General features: G+C 72.2%; 19 protein-coding genes and 1 pseudogene. 14 read left to right on the forward strand and 6 right to left on the reverse strand.

Annotated features, from left to right (window positions below; genetic code table 11):
- Positions 1-107 precede the first annotated feature (107 nt).
- From ACW62_RS06345 to ACW62_RS06355, 3 genes are read left to right on the forward strand one after another with little or no spacing between them, the layout of a single operon-like run.
- Positions 108-3,914 (forward strand): multifunctional oxoglutarate decarboxylase/oxoglutarate dehydrogenase thiamine pyrophosphate-binding subunit/dihydrolipoyllysine-residue succinyltransferase subunit, encoded by a 3,807-nt coding sequence (locus ACW62_RS06345; protein WP_083459348.1) that lies wholly within the window; start codon positions 108-110, stop codon positions 3,912-3,914.
- Positions 3,914-4,111 (forward strand): DUF6104 family protein, encoded by a 198-nt coding sequence (locus tag ACW62_RS06350; protein ID WP_053203252.1) that lies wholly within the window; start codon positions 3,914-3,916, stop codon positions 4,109-4,111. The genes ACW62_RS06345 and ACW62_RS06350 overlap by 1 nt, the downstream gene beginning before the upstream one ends.
- Entirely contained in the window at positions 4,108-4,743 is a 636-nt protein-coding gene (locus tag ACW62_RS06355) for a GDSL-type esterase/lipase family protein (protein ID WP_053203253.1), read from the forward strand. Before ACW62_RS06350 ends, ACW62_RS06355 begins: the two co-directional genes overlap by 4 nt.
- A 34-nt stretch (positions 4,744-4,777) precedes the next feature.
- On the opposite strand, the gene ACW62_RS06360 is transcribed toward ACW62_RS06355, so the two are convergent.
- Entirely contained in the window at positions 4,778-5,743 is a 966-nt protein-coding gene (locus tag ACW62_RS06360) for a zinc-binding dehydrogenase (protein WP_053203254.1), read from the reverse strand.
- A 186-nt stretch (positions 5,744-5,929) separates the two neighbouring features.
- Between ACW62_RS06360 and ACW62_RS06365 the strand changes: the two genes are divergently transcribed.
- From ACW62_RS06365 to ACW62_RS06380, 4 genes are all read left to right on the forward strand, one after another.
- Positions 5,930-6,319, forward strand: coding sequence for an ATP-binding protein (locus ACW62_RS06365; protein WP_053203255.1), 390 nt, complete (start codon positions 5,930-5,932; stop codon positions 6,317-6,319).
- Complete coding sequence (locus ACW62_RS06370; protein ID WP_205629172.1) at positions 6,316-7,212, forward strand: RNA polymerase sigma factor SigF; 897 nt, start codon at positions 6,316-6,318, stop codon at positions 7,210-7,212. The genes ACW62_RS06365 and ACW62_RS06370 overlap by 4 nt, the downstream gene beginning before the upstream one ends.
- A 35-nt stretch (positions 7,213-7,247) precedes the next feature.
- Positions 7,248-8,174, forward strand: a complete 927-nt coding sequence (locus tag ACW62_RS06375) for a diacylglycerol/lipid kinase family protein (protein ID WP_053203256.1) — start codon at positions 7,248-7,250, stop codon at positions 8,172-8,174.
- Positions 8,175-8,556: 382 nt separating this feature from the next.
- Positions 8,557-8,808 (forward strand): WhiB family transcriptional regulator, encoded by a 252-nt coding sequence (locus ACW62_RS06380; RefSeq protein WP_053203257.1) that lies wholly within the window; start codon positions 8,557-8,559, stop codon positions 8,806-8,808.
- A 100-nt stretch (positions 8,809-8,908) separates the two neighbouring features.
- On the opposite strand, the gene ACW62_RS06385 is transcribed toward ACW62_RS06380, so the two are convergent.
- Positions 8,909-10,384 carry a sensor histidine kinase gene (locus ACW62_RS06385; RefSeq protein WP_420843554.1) on the reverse strand — a complete coding sequence of 492 codons (1,476 nt, stop codon included), beginning with the start codon at positions 10,382-10,384 and terminating at the stop codon, positions 8,909-8,911.
- A gap of 65 nt (positions 10,385-10,449) precedes the next feature.
- Between ACW62_RS06385 and ACW62_RS06390 the strand changes: the two genes are divergently transcribed.
- Positions 10,450-11,331, forward strand: coding sequence for a DUF2785 domain-containing protein (locus ACW62_RS06390; RefSeq protein ID WP_053203259.1), 882 nt, complete (start codon positions 10,450-10,452; stop codon positions 11,329-11,331).
- A gap of 552 nt (positions 11,332-11,883) precedes the next feature.
- Here the strand turns inward: ACW62_RS06390 and ACW62_RS06395 are convergent.
- Positions 11,884-12,741 carry an LLM class F420-dependent oxidoreductase gene (locus ACW62_RS06395; RefSeq protein WP_053203260.1) on the reverse strand — a complete coding sequence of 286 codons (858 nt, stop codon included), beginning with the start codon at positions 12,739-12,741 and terminating at the stop codon, positions 11,884-11,886.
- Positions 12,742-12,811: 70 nt separating this feature from the next.
- Here ACW62_RS06395 and ACW62_RS06400 point away from each other — a divergent pair, with 70 nt between their 5' ends.
- Both ACW62_RS06400 and ACW62_RS06405 read left to right on the forward strand, forming a co-directional pair.
- Positions 12,812-13,264 carry a MarR family winged helix-turn-helix transcriptional regulator gene (locus ACW62_RS06400; RefSeq protein WP_053203261.1) on the forward strand — a complete coding sequence of 151 codons (453 nt, stop codon included), beginning with the start codon at positions 12,812-12,814 and terminating at the stop codon, positions 13,262-13,264.
- On the forward strand, positions 13,261-14,925 hold the full coding sequence (locus ACW62_RS06405; protein WP_205629174.1) for an acetolactate synthase: 1,665 nt from the start codon (positions 13,261-13,263) through the stop codon (positions 14,923-14,925). Before ACW62_RS06400 ends, ACW62_RS06405 begins: the two co-directional genes overlap by 4 nt.
- Positions 14,926-14,933: 8 nt before the next feature.
- On the opposite strand, the gene ACW62_RS06410 is transcribed toward ACW62_RS06405, so the two are convergent.
- Positions 14,934-15,890 carry a GlxA family transcriptional regulator gene (locus tag ACW62_RS06410; protein WP_053203262.1) on the reverse strand — a complete coding sequence of 319 codons (957 nt, stop codon included), beginning with the start codon at positions 15,888-15,890 and terminating at the stop codon, positions 14,934-14,936.
- A 93-nt stretch (positions 15,891-15,983) separates the two neighbouring features.
- Between ACW62_RS06410 and ACW62_RS33825 the strand changes: the two genes are divergently transcribed.
- The gene (locus ACW62_RS33825) at positions 15,984-16,145 is read left to right on the forward strand and encodes a hypothetical protein (protein WP_157574447.1); all 162 of its coding nucleotides are present in this window, start codon (positions 15,984-15,986) and stop codon (positions 16,143-16,145) included.
- A 202-nt stretch (positions 16,146-16,347) separates the two neighbouring features.
- A pseudogene (locus tag ACW62_RS36470) lies at positions 16,348-16,773 on the forward strand (MarR family winged helix-turn-helix transcriptional regulator).
- A 5-nt stretch (positions 16,774-16,778) separates the two neighbouring features.
- Here the strand turns inward: ACW62_RS36470 and ACW62_RS06415 are convergent.
- Both ACW62_RS06415 and ACW62_RS06420 read right to left on the reverse strand, forming a co-directional pair.
- The gene (locus ACW62_RS06415; protein ID WP_053203263.1) at positions 16,779-17,171 is read right to left on the reverse strand and encodes a thioesterase family protein; all 393 of its coding nucleotides are present in this window, start codon (positions 17,169-17,171) and stop codon (positions 16,779-16,781) included.
- The gene (locus ACW62_RS06420) at positions 17,168-17,383 is read right to left on the reverse strand and encodes a biotin/lipoyl-binding carrier protein (RefSeq protein WP_053203574.1); all 216 of its coding nucleotides are present in this window, start codon (positions 17,381-17,383) and stop codon (positions 17,168-17,170) included. Before ACW62_RS06420 ends, ACW62_RS06415 begins: the two co-directional genes overlap by 4 nt.
- Before the next feature lie 93 nt (positions 17,384-17,476).
- Here ACW62_RS06420 and ACW62_RS06425 point away from each other — a divergent pair, with 93 nt between their 5' ends.
- Both ACW62_RS06425 and ACW62_RS36475 read left to right on the forward strand, forming a co-directional pair.
- Complete coding sequence (locus tag ACW62_RS06425) at positions 17,477-18,172, forward strand: DUF5317 domain-containing protein (RefSeq protein WP_053203264.1); 696 nt, start codon at positions 17,477-17,479, stop codon at positions 18,170-18,172.
- Between the two features lie 52 nt (positions 18,173-18,224).
- Positions 18,225-18,299, forward strand: coding sequence for a 50S ribosomal protein bL37 (locus ACW62_RS36475; protein WP_370246331.1), 75 nt, complete (start codon positions 18,225-18,227; stop codon positions 18,297-18,299).
- Positions 18,300-18,376: the final 77 nt, after the last annotated feature.

Here is an 18,376-nt window from a genome sequence, read left to right on the forward strand (position 1 = left end):
CGGGTAGAAGGCCCGGACCGGCATCTCCGGGACCGGTCAGGGATGCCCCCGACGGTGGACAGGATCTCGACTTGTCGGCCCGAGTGATCTAGGCCACGATTGCGCCGATGCGCGGAGGCGGTGACCCCGACTACCCTGTACCAGAGCAGCCGCGCAGATTCGAACGGAAGAAGGCGAACGCGACAGTGGCCCCTACCGGCCCGGAATCGGGATTCGGACCGAACGAGTGGCTCGTCGAGGAGTTCTACGAGAGCTGGCTCGAAGACCCCTCCAGTGTCGACCCTCAGTGGGCGGAGTTCTTCGCCGGCCGCAAGGCCGCCGATGCCGCCCCGGACGCGCCGCCGGGCACCGCCACCGCCGCCACACCGAACCCCGCCCCGACCGCCACTGCCACGTCCCCCGCGAGGACCACCGTGACTACCCAGCCCGCCGCCGCGCCGGCGCAGGCCGCAACGACGCAGGCCGCCCCGGCGAAGCCGACCACCACCGCCGCCAAGGCCGCGCCGCGGCCCACCCCGGCGCAGCCGGCCAAGGCGCCGGCCCAGCCGCAGGACACCTCGGCCGGCCAGCCCGAGATCGTCCCGCTGCGCGGCGCGCCGGCCCGCACGGCCACCAACATGGAGACCAGCCTCGAGGTCCCGACGGCCACCAGCGTGCGCGCCGTCCCGGCCAAGCTGCTGGTCGACAACCGCATCGTCGTCAACAACCACCTCGCCCGGTCCCGCGGCGGCAAGGTCTCGTTCACGCACATCATCGGGTACGCGCTGGTCAAGGCGCTGCGCCAGATGCCCGACATGAACTACGCCTTCGCCGACAACGACGGCAAGCCGGCGCTGGCCAAGCCGCAGCACGTCAACCTCGGCCTGGCCATCGACATGAAGAAGCCCGACGGCACCCGGCAGCTGCTGGTCCCCAGCATCAAGGGCGCCGAGGCCATGACCTTCGCCGAGTTCTGGGCCGCGTACGAAGACGTCGTCCGCCGGGCCCGCGACAACAAGCTCACCGTCGCCGACTTCCAGGGCACCACCATCACGCTGACCAACCCGGGCACCATCGGCACGGTGCACTCGGTGCCGCGGCTGATGAAGGGCCAGGGCACCATCATCGGCGTCGGCGCCATGGAGTACCCGGCCGAGTACCAGGGCGCGGCGCCCGAGACGCTGGCCCGGGTGGGCGTCTCCAAGACCATGACGCTCACCAGCACCTACGACCACCGCATCATCCAGGGCGCCCAGAGCGGCGACTTCCTGCGCATCGTGCACGGGCTGCTGCTGGGCCAGGACGGCTTCTACGACGAAATCTTCCGCGCGCTGCGCATCCCGTACGAGCCGATCCGCTGGGCCATTGACGTCACCACCAGCCACGAGGACGAGGTCAGCAAGCAGGCCCGGGTGCTGGAGCTCATCCACGCCTTCCGCGTGCGCGGCCACCTCATGGCCGACACCGACCCGCTCGAGTACAAGCAGCGCACGCACCCCGACCTCGACATCAGCACCCACAACCTCACGCTGTGGGACCTCGACCGCGAATTCGCCACCGGTTCGTTCGGCGGCACCAAGCGGTTCATGCTGCTGCGCGACATCCTCGGCGTGCTGCGCAACGCCTACTGCCGCACCGTCGGCATCGAGTACATGCACATCCAGGAGCCCGAGCAGCGGCGCTGGATCCAGGAGCGGGTCGAGAAGCCGGTCGACCTCACCGCGCGCGAGGACCAGCTGCGCATCCTGCTCAAGCTCAACCAGGCCGAGGCGTTCGAGACCTTCCTGCAGACGAAGTATGTCGGGCAGAAGCGGTTCTCGCTCGAGGGCGGCGAGTCGCTGATCCCGGTACTCGACGAGGTCGTCGAGGCCGCCGCCGAGGCCGGGCTGCAGGAGGCCTGCATCGGCATGGCCCACCGCGGCCGGCTGAACGTGCTGGCCAACATCGTCGGCAAGAGCTACGCGCAGATCTTCGGCGAGTTCCAGGGCAACATCGACCCCCGCACCGTCCAAGGCTCCGGCGACGTCAAGTACCACCTGGGCGCCGACGGCGAGTTCACCGCGCTCGACGGCTCGAAGATCAAGGTGTCGCTGACGGCGAACCCGAGCCACCTCGAGGCGGTCAACCCGGTGCTCGAGGGCATCGCGCGGGCCAAGCAGGACATCCTCGACCGCGGCGAGGAGTTCCCGGTGCTGCCGATCCTGGTGCACGGTGACGCCGCGTTCGCCGGCCAGGGTGTCGTGGCCGAGACGCTGAACCTCTCGCAGCTGCGCGGCTACCGCACCGGCGGCACCGTCCACGTCGTCGTCAACAACCAGGTCGGCTACACCACGTCGCCCGACCAGTCCCGCTCGTCGATGTACTCCACCGACGTCGCGCGCATGGTGCAGGCGCCGATCTTCCACGTCAACGGCGACGACCCCGAGGCATGCACCCGGGTGGCCCGGCTGGCCTTCGAGTTCCGGCAGACGTTCAAGAAGGACGTCGTCATCGACATGGTCTGCTACCGCCGGCGCGGCCACAACGAGGGCGACGACCCCAGCTACACCCAGCCGCTCATGTACGACCTCATCGAGGCGAAGCGGCCGGTGCGCAAGCTCTACACCGAGGCGCTGATCGGCCGCGGCGACATCACCATCGAGGAGGCCGAGCAGGTCCTGCTCGACTACCAGCAGCAGCTGGAGCGGGTGTTCGCCGAGACCCGGCAGGCGGCGCCGACCACCGTCACCACGGTGCCCACCTACCCCGACAAGCCGGCGCCCGAGGGCGCGGTCGTCACCGCCACCACGCCCGAGGTGCTCAAGCGCATCGCCGACGCCTACCTCACGGTGCCCGACGGCTTCACCGTCCACCCGAAGGTGCTGCCGCAGGTGCAGCGCCGGGCGCAGGCGCTCACCGAGGGCAACATCGACTGGGCCACGGCCGAGATCACCGCTTTCGGCGCGCTGCTGCTCGACCGCCGCCCGGTGCGGCTGGCCGGCCAGGACTCCCGCCGCGGCACGTTCGTCCAGCGGTTCGCGTCGCTGGTCGACCGCAAGACCGGCGAGTCGTACCTCCCGCTGCAGCACCTCGACGAGTCGCAGGCGAAGTTCTACGCCTACGACTCCCTGCTGTCGGAGTTCGCGGCCATGGGCTTCGAGTACGGCTACTCGGTGGCCCGGCCCGACGCGCTGGTGCTGTGGGAGGCGCAGTTCGGCGACTTCGCCAACGGCGCGCAGACCATCATCGACGAGTTCATCAGCGCCGGCGAGGCCAAGTGGGGCCAGTACTCCGGCGTCGTGCTGCTGCTGCCGCACGGCTACGAGGGCCAGGGCGCCGACCACTCGTCCGCGCGCATGGAACGGTTCCTGCTGATGGGCGCCGAGGACGCGTTCCGGGTGGCGCAGCCGTCCACGCCGGCGTCGCACTTCCACCTGCTGCGCTCGCAGGCACTCGAAGCGCAGCACCGGCCGCTGGTGGTCTTCACGCCGAAGTCCATGCTGCGCAACAAGCGCGCCGTGTCCGTACCCGACGACTTCACCGGCACCACCACCTTCCGGCCGGTGCTGCCCGACCCCGAGCCGCTGGACGCCGCGAAGGTCGACCGCGTGCTGCTGTGCAGCGGGAAGATCACCTGGGAGCTGCTGGCCGAGCGCACCAAGCGTTCCGACGACCACACCGCGATCCTCCCGGTCGAGCAGTTGTACCCGCTGCCCGCGCAGGAGATCGCGACGGCGCTCGCGGCGTACCCGAACCTGCGTGAGATCCGCTGGGTCCAGGACGAGCCCGAGAACATGGGTCCGTGGCCGTTCATGGCGCTGCACCTGGCGCCGAAACTGCCCGACGGCGTCCCGCTCCGGCCGGTCACCCGGCCGGCCAGCACGTCGCCGGCCGTCGGCAACCACAGCGTCCACCTCGACCAGCAGAAGGCGCTGCACGACGCCGCGTTCGCCTGATGTACTTCACCGACCGCGGCATCGAGGAACTCGACGAGCGCCGGGGTGACGAACAGGTCACCCTGAGCTGGCTGGCCGAGCGGCTGCGCTACTTCGTCGACCAGAACCCCGAGTTCGAGACCCCGGTCGAGCGGCTGGCCACCTGGCTGGCCCGCGCCGACGACGAGGACGACGACACCGGCGGCGACGCCGAGTGACGGACCCCCGCGACGTCCGGGTGTGCGTCTTCGGCGACTCCTTCGTCGCCGGGGTCGGTGACCCGAAGGCGCTCGGCTGGGTCGGCCGGGTGGCCGCGCGCACACCGTCGTCCACCGGGGTCGCGCTGACGGCGTACTCGCTGGGCGTGCGCGGCGAGGCGACCGAGGAGATGGTCGTGCGCATGCCGATGGAGTGCGCGCCCCGCTTCGCCCGCGGCGACGAGCACCGCGTCGTGCTGGCGCCCGGCGTGGCCGACGCGTTCCGGGGCGTGCCGGTCGCACGGTCGGTGGCGGCGCTGGAGTTCGGGCTCTCCTCGGTGAGCGTCCCGGTGCTCGTCGTCGGGCCCCCACCCGTCGGCGATGACCCCATGCTGGCCCGCATCGGCGAGCTGGACGCCGCGTGGGCGCGGCTGTGCGGCGACCGCGGCGTCCCGTACATCCCGACGTTCGGCCCGCTCTCGGCCAAGGACGCCTGGCGGACCGCTCGCGCCGACGACGGCCTGCACCCCGACCAGACCGGCTACGGCCTGCTCGCCTACCTCGTCCTCAACGGCGGCTGGTACCCCTGGCTGGGCATCGAAGCGCCGATCACACCGGTGAAGGACCGCCGGGCGCCCCGCGCCGAGTCCTGAGTTCGCTGGGGTCTCACGTCACGTCCTCGCCCCGCTACGGCGTGAAGACGACCTTGCCGAAGACGTCGCCGGCGTCGAGCGCGGCGAAACCGTCCCGGGCGTCGGCCAGCGGCAGCACCCGATCGACCACCGGGCGCAGGCCGGTCCGCTCGCAGAACGCCAGCAGCCGGGCCAGTTCGTCGCGGGTGCCCATCGTGGAGCCGACGACCCGCAACTGCAGGAAGAACACCCGGTTCAGCTCGGTCTCGGCGACGTATCCGGACGTCGCGCCGGACACCACCAGCGTGCCGCCCGGCCGCAGCGACCGCACCGAGTGCTGCCACGTCGCCGCGCCCACCGTCTCCATGACGGCGTCGACCCGCTCGGGCAGCCGCGCGCCCGTGGCGAACACCTCGTCGGCGCCCAGGGACGTCACCCGCGCGGCCTTCGAGGGGTTCCGCGACGTCACCCAGACCCGCGCCCCGGCCGCCGCGCCCAGCGCCACCAGCGCCGTCGCCACCCCGCCGCCGGCGCCCTGCACGAGCACCGTCTGCCCGGGCACCACCCGAGCCTGCGTGAACAGCATCCGGTACGCCGTCAGCCACGCGGTCGGCAGGCACGCGGCCTCCTCGAACGACAGCGCGGACGGCTTGGGCACCAGGTTCCGCGACGGCACCGCGACCCGCTGCGCGAACGTGCCCGGGTGCAGTTCGGACAGCAGCGTCCGCTTGGGGTCGAGCGTCTCGTCGTCACGCCAGTCGGGGTGGGAGACGACGGCGTGGACGAGGACCTCGCGGCCGTCGTCGGTGACGCCCGCGGCGTCGCAGCCGAGGATCATCGGCAATCGGCTCGGGTCGAGGCCGACGCCGCGCAGCGACCAGAGGTCGTGGTGGTTGAGCGCCGCCGCCCGCACCGTCACCGCCGTCCAGCCGTCCGGGACCGGCGGCTCGGGCCGCTCCCCCAGGGTCAGCCCGGCGAGCGGGTCGGCGGCGTCCAGGGAGGAGGCGTAGGCGGCGAACATCCCCTGAGCCTAGTAAAGCGCCGACCGCGAGGTCCCTGGCAGCCGCGAGGCCCACAAGGGAAAGGAGACCAGCGATTGGATAGGGACCCACCGGGTTCACTCCGACCGGCTCGGATGGCAGGATGCGTCGGGGCGTCGAGGGCCAGGGTGTGACACTCTGGTCGGGAGCACCACACACGAGGAGGTTTGGTGAGCGAGTCCGGTTCGTCGTTCGGTGACCTGGTAGAGCTTCAGGTACCGGCGTCCAGCGCTTACCTCACCGTGCTGCGGACCACCGCCGCCCGGCTGGCCGCCAGGATCGGGTTCACACTCGACGAGATCGAAGACCTGCGCATCGCCGTCGACGAAGCCGGCGCCATGCTGCTCCCGCTGGCCGTCCCCGGCTCGAACATGCACTGCAGCTTCCAGTTGCACACCGACATCCTCGACGTCGTGGTGTCCGTTCCGGCCGCGAAGACCGACCTCCCCAGCCGCGACAGCTTCGCCTGGACGGTGCTGTCGGCGCTGGCCGGCGAGGTCGCCTCGCGGGCCGAGGACGGCAGGGTGTCCATCATGTTGCGGAAGAAGCGGGGTTGAGTCAGGCGGTGGGCGCTGCTGAGGCGAGGCTGACCAGCGAGGCCAAGGAGGAGCTCGCCGGTCCGATCGTCGACGTCGTCCGGCCGGTCGTGGCGGTCGGCCCGGTCGAAGTCGAGCCGGCGGACGGCGAGCCCACCCGCGGCACGGTCGACCGCGTCACCAGCCGGGCCCTGCTGCAACTGCTGGCCGGCCTCGACGCCGACGACCCCGCGCGCGGCGAGATCCGCAACCGCCTGACGACGCTGCACCTGCCGCTCGCCGAGCACCTCGCCCGCCGCTTCGCCGGCCGCGGCGAGCCGTACGAGGACCTCGTCCAGGTCGCCACCATCGGCCTGATCAAGGCGATCGACCGGTACGACCCCGGCCGCGGCGCCGAGTTCTCCACCTACGCCACGCCGACGATCCTCGGCGAGATCAAGCGCTGGTTCCGCGACAAGGGCTGGGCCATCCGGGTCCCCCGCCGGCTGCAGGAGCTGCGGCTGTCGATCAGCACGGCGACGACGGACCTGCTGCAACAGCTGGGCCGCTCGCCGACCATCGCCGAGCTGGCGCAGGCCACCCGCACCACCGAGGACGAGGTGCTGGAGGCGCTGGAGACGGCGTCCGCCTACAGCACCGTCTCACTCGACTCCCCCGAGCCGGGCGAGAACGCCCCCAGCACCATCGAGACCATCGGCAAGGACGACGAAGCGCTCGAGGGCGTCGAGAACCGCGAGACGCTGGCCCGCATGCTCGAAGGGCTGCCCGACCGCGAGCGGCGCATCATCGTGCTGCGGTTCTTCCGCGGCATGACGCAGTCGCAGATCGCCGGCGAGATCGGCATCTCGCAGATGCACGTGTCCCGGCTGCTGGCCCGGACCTTGATCCAACTTCGTGAGAGCATGTTCCGCTGACCGGCAGCGGTTCCGCGAACCGTAGGCTGTCAGGCATGCGCGCCCTCGTCGTCCTCAACCCGAACGCCACGACGACGTCCGTGCGCACCCGCGACGTGCTGCTGGCGGCGCTGAGCAACGATCTCGACCTCGAGGTCGCCGAGACCACGCACCGCGGCCACGCCATCGAGCTGACCAGGAAGGCCCGGGCCGACGGCGTCGGCCTGATCGTGTCGGTCGGCGGCGACGGCACCGTGAACGAGGTGGTCAACGGCCTGCTCGACCCCGCGCCGGCCGACGGCGAGACCGTCCCCGACATCGCGATCATCCCGGGCGGCAGCACCAACGTGCTGGCCCGCAACCTCGGCATCCCTGAGAACGCCATCGAGGCCACCGGCCTGCTGCTGGACGCGCTGCGCGCCGGACGACGGCAGAGCATCGGGCTCGGCCGGCTCGACGACCGGTTCTTCACCTTCACCGCCGGGTTCGGGCTCGACGCCGACGTCATCCACGCCGTCGAGGACGAGCGCGAGCGCGGCCGCGTGTCCACCGTCCAGCTGTACGTGCGCACCGCCGTCCGCCGGTTCTTCGCCCAGCCCGAGCGGCGGCGCGGCACCATCGAGCTGACGGCCGACGGGGCGACGCCGGTCGCCGGGCTGGCCGTCGTCATCGTCACGAACTGCACGCCGTGGACGTATCTCGGCGCCCGGCCGCTGCGGCCCACCCCGTTGTCCGACCTCAACGCCGGTCTCGACGTGTTCGGGCTGACCAGCCTGCGGCTGGCGCCGACGTTGCTGCACCTCGCCCAGCTGACGACCCGGCGGGGGCCGCGCGGGCGGGCCGTCGTGTCCCTGCACGACCGCAAGGAACTCGTGCTGCGCGCGCCCGCACCACTGCCGGTGCAGGTCGACGGCGACTACATCGGTGAGCGGACGGAGATCACGCTGACCTCGGTGCCGCGGGCGCTGCGCATCGCGTACTGAACGCCGGTTTCCGTCGATCCGAAGCCGGTGAGCACGTCGAACCTGCCAGATGCAGGTCCGCAGGACCCTTGCCAGGGCCAGAGGTGCCAGTTATCGTCCCATCTTGGCTGTTTTGAGCCGATGCTGTGACCGACGCTACACCGACCTTCATGAGACGGATTACACAAAGCCCTTGTAGATGCATCACGAACTTGTCACCCTGGTAGGGCGACGCGGTGAGCCGCGCACTTCGAGCGCGCAGCAGACCGCCGTAAGACTTCGCGTCATCCCCTCGGCCCACGAAACCACAGGGCCGGGCAGGGATTCGTGAACGAATTCACGTACTGCAACGTGGCTGGTCGGCAGAGCCGCCCGGCACCACCATAAAGGAGCTGTGAGAACCATGGATTGGCGCCACCGTGCCGCCTGTCGAGACGAGGACCCAGAGCTGTTCTTCCCCATCGGGAACACCGGGCCCGCGCTGCTCCAGATCGAGGAGGCCAAGACCGTCTGCCGCCGCTGCGACGTACGCGAAGCCTGCCTGAGCTGGGCTCTTGAGAGCGGCCAGGACGCCGGCGTGTGGGGCGGGCTGTCCGAGGACGAGCGTCGCGCTCTCAAGCGTCGCAATGCCCGAGCCCGCGCGCGAGCCTACTGAGCCGGAACACCCGAAGCCGACACTCGCGCCTGAACGCTACGCCCCGCCAGCACCCCGGATTGGCGGGGCGTCGGTACGTCCGCACCCGGCCGCCCGTTCCTCAGCGGGGCGACTCCGCCTCGACCGGCAGGTCCAGCACGACCCGGGTGCCGCCGCCGGCGCGCGGCCCGATGTCGAGCGTCCCGCCCAACTCCCCCACCACCAGTGACCGGACGATCTGCAGCCCGAGGTTCCCGGTGGTGGTCGCGTCGAAGCCGGGCGGCAGGCCGACGCCGTCGTCGTCGACCGTCACCAGCAGCCGGCCGTCCGACCGTTCCGCCGTCAGCAGCACCGCGCCGCCGCGCCGGCCGAGGCCGTGCTCGACGGCGTTCTGCAGGACCTCGGTCAGCGTCATGGCCAGCGGCGTCGCGGTCTCGGCGGCGAGGATCCCGAACGTCCCCGACCGGGTCGCCCGCACGTCCGACGTCGTGGCGGCCACCTCGGCGACCATGCCGAGCAGGCGGTCCGCGACGTCGTCGAAGGCGACGGTGTCGTCGACGGTCTGCGACAGCGTCTCGTGCACGATCGCGATCGAGCCGACCCGGCGCACCGCCTCGTCCAGCGCCGCCCGTCCCTCCGCCGACCCGATGCGCCGCGACTGCAACCGCAGCAGCGCCGCGACCGTCTGCAGGTTGTTCTTCACCCGGTGGTGGATCTCGCGGATCGTCGCGTCCTTGGTCAGCAGCTCCCGCTCGCGCCGCCGCACCTCGGTGACGTCGCGGCACAGCGCCAGCGCGCCGACGTGCTGCCCGCCCGGGTCGAGCGGGATGATCCGCAACGTCATGACGGTGCCGTTGCCCTCGATCTCGGTGCGGATGTGCTGCCGTCCGCCGAGCACGTCCTCCAGCGGCTCGTCCCGCGCGCCCGGCGGCGGCGCCAGGGCGGCGGTCGCCTTGCCGAGGTGCTGGCCGACGAGGTCCGCGGCCAGGCCGAGCCGCCGGTAGACGGACACGGCGTTGGGGCTGGCGTACAGCGCCTGGCCGTCGGCGTCGAGTCGGACCAGGCCGTCGCCGACCCGGGGCGCGCCGCGGCGACCCATGTCGGTGCGGGTGGAGTGCGGGAACCGGCCCTCGGTGATCAGCGTGGCCAGCTGGCTGCCGCACTCGAGATAGGACAGCTCCAACCGGCTCGGCGTGCGGACCGCGATGAGGTTGGTGTGCCGGCCGATGACGGCGATGACGCGGCCGTCGTGGCGCACCGGGATCGCCTCGACCCGCACCGGGACGTCGTCCCACCACTCCGGGTCGCCCTCACGGCGGATGACGCCCTCGGCGTAGGCGGTGTCGATGAGCGGCCGGCGGCCCTTCGCCAGGTACGTCCCGACGAGGTCCTCGACGTAGGCGGTCGGGCCGGTGGTCGGACGCATCTGGGCGACGGCCCGGTAGCCGTCGCCGTCGCGGTCGGGCACCCAGAGGACGAGGTCGGCGAAGGAGAGGTCGGCCAGCAACTGCCAGTCGGCGATGAGCGCATGCAACCAGTCGAGGTCGGCCTCGGAGAGATCGGTGTGACGCTGGACGACGTCGTTGAGCGACGGCACGTCACTGAGCGTAGCTCTCGTCACGTCGCTTCCCTCCATGGAGGTGGTTCTGCGAGGATTGCTCCGTGCAGCAGTCCTACTGGGAGCAGGTCGTCGCCGACGGCTTCCGGCTACCCCAGGGTGCTGCCCTCGACGAGCTCACGATCGAGCTGGTCACCATGCTCGGCGACACCGACCCGCACGTGCGCGAGGACATCGCCCGCTCGGTGCTGCAGACCTGGATCCGCGAGGGCGTCTACGACGACCTGCTGATCGGGCTCGGCGACGGGCTGGCGCTCGGGCTGAAGAAGGGCCTCGGCGAAGAGAGCACCGACACCGTGCTGCGCCGCTCGTTCTCCGCGAGCGTGCTGTCCGAGGTCATCGCCCGCGACAACACCACCCACGGGCTGCACCCGGCCGCCGTCCTGACGTGGGCCGACCAAGCGGTCGGCTGGCTCCTCGGCGAGCGCGACCTCCGCGGCTGGACCCCCAACCAGGGCTGGGCCAACGCCCTCGTGCACGGCGCCGACGTGCTCGGCGCGCTGAGCGCGTCGCGGCATCTGAGCGCCGACGAGTTACGCGTCCTGCTCGACGTCGTCGCCGAGCGGCTGACCACGCCGACGCGGCACCGGTTCTCCGCCGGCGAGGAACAGCGGCTCGCGTACGCGACCATGTCGGTGCTGCACCGCGACCTCGTCAGCATCGAGCCGCTGGAAGGCTGGCTGGAGCGGCTGGCCCAGGCCTGGCGCGACGACGCCCGCCCGCCGTCGTCGCGGGCCGCGGCGCGCGAGAACACCCTCGACTACCTGCGGGCGCTGCACCTGCAGCTGCTGCTGGGCGTGCAGGGCACTCCGGCGCAGAACGTCGCCAGCACCGTGCGCCCGATGCCTGCGGTCCGCTCCGACCTGCTGCTCGCGCTGCAGGCGACGCTGCGCTCCAGCGCGCCCTGGCTGTACCGCCAGCGTTGACAGCGATCGCTTCGCGTTGACTGGCCGGCCGTGCACCCGGGTCTGCCACGTTCGCCCTGGTCCGCACGTTGGCCGTCCCCCTGGCGCCCATTCTCTTAGCCTCGAAACCGCGCCTCAAGTCCGCCCAAGGGGGTCGCTTCGCGACGACGGGGCGTACTTGACCCGCGGCCCCGCGGCCCCGGGCCCTATCAGGGGGACGGGGGCAGTCTGGGCACACCTCGATGCCCGGAGCCGTCTTCGATGGCGAGAAACGTCCGAAAGGCTCCTCGAACACGACCCCCGCCATCGAAGACGGCTCCGGGAATCGAGGACACCCAACGGCGCACCGGCACGAACGGCCAACGGACATCGGCCAACGTTCGCCCACTGCCGCAAACTGTGGCCGACGCGTCCTTTGCACGATCCCCCAACGCCACTGTGTGAGATCGCTGCGTCGAGTGGGGTAGATCACTGTTCCCCTGGCAACAGCGACGCCACCCGGCACACACAGTGATCCCACCCAGTGACGCGCCGGGGGGCACAGTCGTGCCGGGGTTCGGAGACCAACCGAACCTAGACGGCCGTCGCGGCCGCGACGGTCTCGACCTGCTGCTCGGTCCAGGCGCTGCCGCGGACGATGACGCCGATGTGCTCGAAGCCGAGGTCGCGGGCCGCGCGGGCGCGACCGGCGAAGGAGCCGGCGGACTCGCCCGGTTCCAGCGCCATGGCCAGTGTCTTCTCGATCTCGTCGAACGGGCGGCCGACGGTGTCGCAGTGGCGGGCCAGCACGTCGAGCTTGTGCCGGACGGTCTGCCCGCCGTCGGGGATGTCGAACAGGTTGCAGGCGTCGGCGTACTGCGCGACCAGCCGCAGCGTGACCTTCTCCCCCGTCCCGCCGATGACGATCGGCGGGTGTGGCCGGGTGGCCGGCAGCGGGCTGCCGATGGGCCGGTCCAGCTGGTAGTGGACGCCCTGGAACGGCGACTCGTCGCCGGCCCACATCTGCTTCGCCAGCCGCAGCAGCTCCTCCAGCCGCTCGAACCGCTCGGCGACCGACGGCAGGAACAGCCCCATCATGCGGGCTTCCTCGCCGTGGTAACCGGCGCCGACGCCGAACCATGCGCGGCCGCGCGAGAGCACGTCGAGCGTCGTGACGGCCTTGATGAGCAGCGCCGGGGCACGGAAGGTCGCGGCCGACACCATGGTGCCCAGCCTGATCCGCTCGGTCTGCCCGGCGAGATAGCCGAGTGTGGTGTACGCCTCGAGCATCGGGTCCTCGAGCTGCGCGGTCGGGTCGCCCTGCAGTAGATGGTCGGCGACCCAGAGGGTGTCGATGCCGGCGTGGTCGGCGGTGCGCACGACGCGCGTCAGGTCGTCGGTGAGGCCGCCGCCGGGCCAGGTGTAGTTGGTGACGCTGATGCTGACCTTCATGACTCGACCCTAGAACCAAATATTTGGATTCGTCAAACTATTGGAGTCATCCAAGCAGTATGCTGGCCACGTGACCGACCACGCCACGCTCGCCGCCGACACCTGGCGGCTGATGTTCGACCTGCTCATCGGCTCCCGGCCCGAGCGCGACGCCGTCCTGGCCCGGCTCGGACTGACGGCGAACGAGTACAAGGCGCTGCACTCGCTGGACGCCGAGGACGGCCGGACGCTGAAGGACCTCGCTGCCGAGTGGCGGTGCGACGCGTCCACCGCCACCTGGACGGTCGACCGCCTGCAACGCCTCGACCTCGCCGAGCGCCGGGTCCACCCGACCGACCGCCGGGCCCGGCTGGTCGTACTGACGGCGCGCGGCGCGGCGATGCGAACGGAGCTGCTCAGCGCCATGTACGCGCCGCCGGCCGAGCTGCTCCGGCTGGACGACGCGCAGCTGCGGGCCCTGCACGAGGCGCTCGGACCACTTGCCCACGATCGGAGCATGGATTCCGGTACGGTGAACGCGTGAGTATTTCGCAGCGCAAAGACCTCACCCTCAGCGGCCACGCCGGCCAGCACGCGCTGGCCGTCGCCGAGGCGCACGGCGTCGGCACCATGTGGACACTGTCCGGCGCCCACGTGTTCCCGCTGTACGACGCCGTCGTCAAGGCCGAGTCGCCCACCCGCATCGTCGACGTGCGGCACGAGCAGACCGCCGTCTTCGGCGCCGAGGCCACCGCGAAGCTCACCCGCGAGCCGGGGCTGGTCGTGCTCACCGCGGGCCCGGGCGTCACCAACGGCGTCAGCGGCATCGCGCAGGCCTACTTCAGCGGCGTCCCGCTGCTGGCCGTCGGTGGCCGCGCCCCCGCCTGGCGCTGGGGCACCGGCGCGCTGCAGGAGCTCGACCACCCGCCGCTGCTGGCGCCGGTCACGAAGCTGTCGACGACGGCGGCCAAGGCGGCCGACGTCGGCCCGGTGGTCGACCGCGCGCTCAGCGTGGCCCGCTCGGCGCACCGCGGGCCGGTCTTCGTCGACGTCCCGATGGACGAGCTGTACAGCTTCGCCGACGTCACGCTCGAGCTCACCCCGCCGGCGCCGCGGGCCGAGCCCGATCCCGACAGCCTCGCCGCCATCGGCGGGCTGATCAGTGCGGCGCGGCACCCGGTCATCGTCCTCGGCTCGGACGTCTGGATGGACGGCGCCGAGGCGGCCGCGCTGCGCTTCGCCGACGAGACCGGCATCCCGGTCGTGGCCAACGGCATGGGCCGCGGCGTGCTGCCGAAGGGGCACCGGCTGCTGGTCAACCGGGCCCGCTCGGCCGCGTTCAAGAACGCCGACCTTGTCGTCGTGGTGGGCACGCCGCTGGACTTCCGGCTCGGCTTCGGCACCTTCGGCGGCTCGGACGGCGCCGCACCGGCCAAGGTCGTGCACGTCACCGACTCCCCCGAAGGCCTGGCGACGCACGTCGAGCTGGCCGCCAGCGCGTCCGGCGACCTCACCATGATGCTCGACGGCATCCTGCACTCGCTGCGGGCGACGCGACGCTGGGACGACTGGGCGAACGGCCTGCGCGACCAGGCGGCGGCGGCAGTCGAGCGCGACGCCCCGCTGCTGGCGTCGGAGGGCGAACCGATCCATCCGGCGCGCATCTACGGCGAGCTGAACCGCCTCCTCGACGACGACGCCGTGGTCGTCGGCGACGGCGGCGACTTCGTGTCGTGGGCCGGCAAGCTGATCGAGCCCGGCCGGCCCGGCTGCTGGCTCGACCCCGGCCCGTACGGCTGCCTCGGCGCCGGCGCGGGTGCCGCGGCGGCCGCCCGGCTGGCCCGTCCCGACAGCCAGGTCGTACTGCTCTACGGCGACGGCGCCGCCGGCATGTCGCTGATGGACGTCGACACGCTCGTCCGGCACGACCTCCCGGTGGTCATGGTGGTCGGCAACAACGGCGTGTGGGGCCTGGAGAAGCACCCGATGCGGTTCCTGTACGGCTACGACGTCGCCGCCGATCTCCGCCCCGACACCGGCTACGACGCCGTCGTCGAGGCGCTCGGCGGGGCCGGCGAGACCGTCACCGAGCCCGGCGACGTCGGCCCGGCGCTGCGCCGCGCGTTCGACTCCGGCGTCCCCTACCTCGTCAACGTCCAGTGCGACCCCAAGGTCGCCTACCCCCGCTCGACGACGGGCATCTGAGCCGCGTCCTAGGATGCCGGGCGGCGCTCGCAGAAGGCGGCCCGGTAGGCCTGCGGCGTCGTGCCCAGCCGCTTGGCGAAGTGGTGCCGCATGGCCGCCGCCGTGCCGAAGCCGGCCCGGGTGGCCACCGTCTCGACGACGTCGTCGCCGCGTTCGAGCATGCGCTGCGCCGCCGCCAGCCGGGCCGTCAGCAGCCATTCGTACGGCGTGGTGCCGGTCTCGGCGCGGAACCGGCGGGCGAACGTGCGCGGTGACATGTTCGCCAGCGTGGCGAGGTCCTCGACGGTGAGGTCCTGGTCGAGGTGGGCCGTCATGTAGTCGACGACGCCGGCCAGCGTGTGGGCGGTGGTGGCCCGGATCGGCGCCTCGATGAACTGCGCCTGGCCGCCGTCGCGATGCGGCGGGACGACCATGCGCCGCGCGACCATGGCCGCGGCGTCGGCGCCGAACTCCTTGCGCCACAGGTGCAGGCTGGCGTCGAGCCCGGCGGCCGTGCCGGCGCTGGTGATGATCGGGTCGTCGTCGACGTAGAGCACGCCGGGGTCGACCTTGGCCTCGGGGAACCGGGCGGCCAGTTCGGCGCTGTACATCCAGTGCGTGGTGCAGCGGCGGCCGTCGAGCAGGCCGGCGGCGCCCAGCACGAACGCGCCGGAGCAGACCGACATCGCCCGCGCCCCGCGGTCGACGGCGGCGCGCAGCGCGTCGAGCACGTCGTCGGGGATCGGGTTCACCCGCGGCACGGCAGGGATGCCGATGAGGTCGGCCGACGCCAGCCGGTCGAGGCCGTGCTCCATCGTCACCCCGAAGCCGAGCGACGTGCGGACCTGCGGGGACGGCCCGCACAGATCGAAGTCCATGACCGGCAGACCCTGGTCGGAGCGGTCGATGCCGAACGCCTCACAGAGCACACCGAGCTCGAACGGGGCGACCCCGTCGAGCACCAGGACAGCGACATTTCGCAGCATTCCAACAGTCTGCCAGACGACTGGCAGGAAGTCGATGCCTACTGGCAGTCCTGCCACTGTTGGCAGGATCCCGTCGAGAGCAGAATTACTGCCATGAGCACATTACTCGTTCTCCTGGTCCTGGCAGTCGCACTCGCCGCCGCGGGCTCCGCGGCCCGGTGGGCGGTCTCCGGCGGCGGCCCTCGGCGCGACCCGCTCCCGCGGGCCGAAGACGACTGGTCGCCGACCCTTCCGACCCACCCCTACGCCCGCTGACCCCAGTGGCACAGCCCGAAGCCGCGGTATGCACCGTTCGCCGGGTTCTCCGCCGTCGGCGTCCTGGTCTCACGTCACGTCCTGGTTTCCTGTCACGCTTCTGCGCTCGAAACCGCCCGCTGGGCGTGACGGTGGACCAGGACGCGACAGCAGACCAGCACGCGCGGTGCCCGCGAGCGTGAGGTAGGCGTAGCCGGCGAGGTTGCGGCCGTGGGCACGCGCTCCTCGGCCGGACCTCGAGACCACGCCCATGGAGATCTACGGCCGGGTCTACCGCACCGCTGACGCCGTGGCCGAACGGGTCGAGCGGACGCACGCGAGGTGGGCACCACGCGCGGCGAGTTCGACGTCCTCGCCACACTGCACCGCAGCGGCGAGCCCTACACGCTCTCACCCCGCCAGCTCGCCGCCACGCTGATGCTCACCAGCGGCGGCATGACCGGCCGTCTCGACCGCCTGGAACGGGCCGGCCTGGTCCGCCGCTCCCCGACCCGCACGACCGGCGCGCCCTGGTGGCGGGCCTCGAGGCCCAGCGCGCCGCCTGCGGGCGGCCGGCCTCACCCCCGACGAGTCGGCACGGCTGGCCGCGCTGCTGCGCAAGCTGCTCGCGGGCGCCCAGACGGCCTGAGCTCCCTACGCCCGCTGCGCCCAGCGCGCCAGGAACCGCTCGCGCCCCACAACGGCCCGGGTGATCGTCCCACGACCCACCGGCTCGCCGTCGGCGCCGAGAGCGACGACGGAGAACCGCAGGGCCCGCCCGTCGACGGCGGTCAGCTCGCCGCGCACCTCCACGAGGGCGCCGAGCGGGCTCGCCGCGACGTGATCGACCTCCACCCGGGTGCCCACCGTGGTGTCACCGTCCGCGAGCGCGTCGTCGACGGCGGCCACGGTCACGGCCTCCATCCACGCCACCAGCCGCGGCGTCGCCAGCACGGGGACGTCGCCGGACCCGACCGCCAGCGCGGTGTCGACCTCGGTGACGGTGTGCGATTCGGCCGCCGTCAGGCCCGGTGCGAGCGCGGTCACGAGATGACGACCAGCACGTCGCCCTCCTGGACGACATCGCCGGGCCCGACCTTGATCTCGGACACCAGGCCGGCGTCCTCGCACAGGACCGGGATCTCCATCTTCATGGACTCCAGGATCAGCAGGGTCGCCCCCGCATCGACCCGCTCGCCCACGGATACCGCCACGGAGTGGACATTGGCCACCATCTCGGCGGCCACCTGCTCGGCCACGTGCTGACTCCTCTCGCCGCTGAGCAGCATTCCACCACGGCCCCCGGGCGTGGCGTACCCCGGTTCCGCGGCGGTCCGGGTCAGGATGATGATATGGCGCTCCTCCTGCTCGCCCTGGCCGCCGGCCTGGCGGCAGGGTACGCACGCGGCGGGCGGCTGCGCCGGCTGGGCGAGCGCCCGCCCGTCCGCAGCCGGCTCATCCTCACCGCGCTGGGCGCCTATGCCGTCGGCGTGGCCGGCAGCTGGGTCTGGGAGCCATTGCTGCCCGCCATGACGGCGCTGTGCTGGTGCACGCTCGCGTTCTACGCCTGGCTCAACCGCTCCTACCACGGCGCGCGGCTGATCGCGCTCGGCCTGGCGGCGAACGGCCTGGTCATCCTGCTCAACGGCGGCATGCCGGTGTCCGCGCCGGCGCAGCAGCGGGCCGGCGTCGAGACCACGGTGGCGGAGCGGCCGGACGAGGGTGTCGTCACGCTCGCCGGCGACGACACCCGGCTGCCGTGGCTGGGCAAGGCCATCCCGGTCGCGTTCCCGCCCCGCCCCGAGGCGGTCAGCCCGGGCGACCTCGCGGTGGCCGCCGGCGTCGCGGCCGCGCTGGCCACGGCGATGACCGGACGGCGCACGGCGCCGGCCCGGGAGCGTGCCGAGACGCCGCGACGTCCGCAGCAGCGGCCCGTGCCGCGGCCACGGCCGGCCACCCCGCCGCCGCCCCCGCCGGAACCGGCCGACGACCGTGCGACAATGGACGACGACGCGACCGCGGCGGAGTCGCCGCGCGTCACCGCGTGACGGTCTACCGTCCGCCGGCAGCACACCGATCCCGGAGAGGAGTCAGCTCGCCATGGGCAAGAAGGCACGCAAGCGCCGTTCGCGCAAGAAGAGCGCCGCCAACCACGGCAAGCGCCCCAACTCCTGATTGAGGCGCCCCTAGGCGACGAGAGCCCCGAACCTGCGACGGCAGGTCCGGGGCTCTCGTCTGTGCGAAGCCTGTGG

It is taken from the genome of Jiangella muralis (genome assembly GCF_001270745.1).
Classification (GTDB): Bacteria; Actinomycetota; Actinomycetes; order Jiangellales; family Jiangellaceae; genus Jiangella; species Jiangella muralis.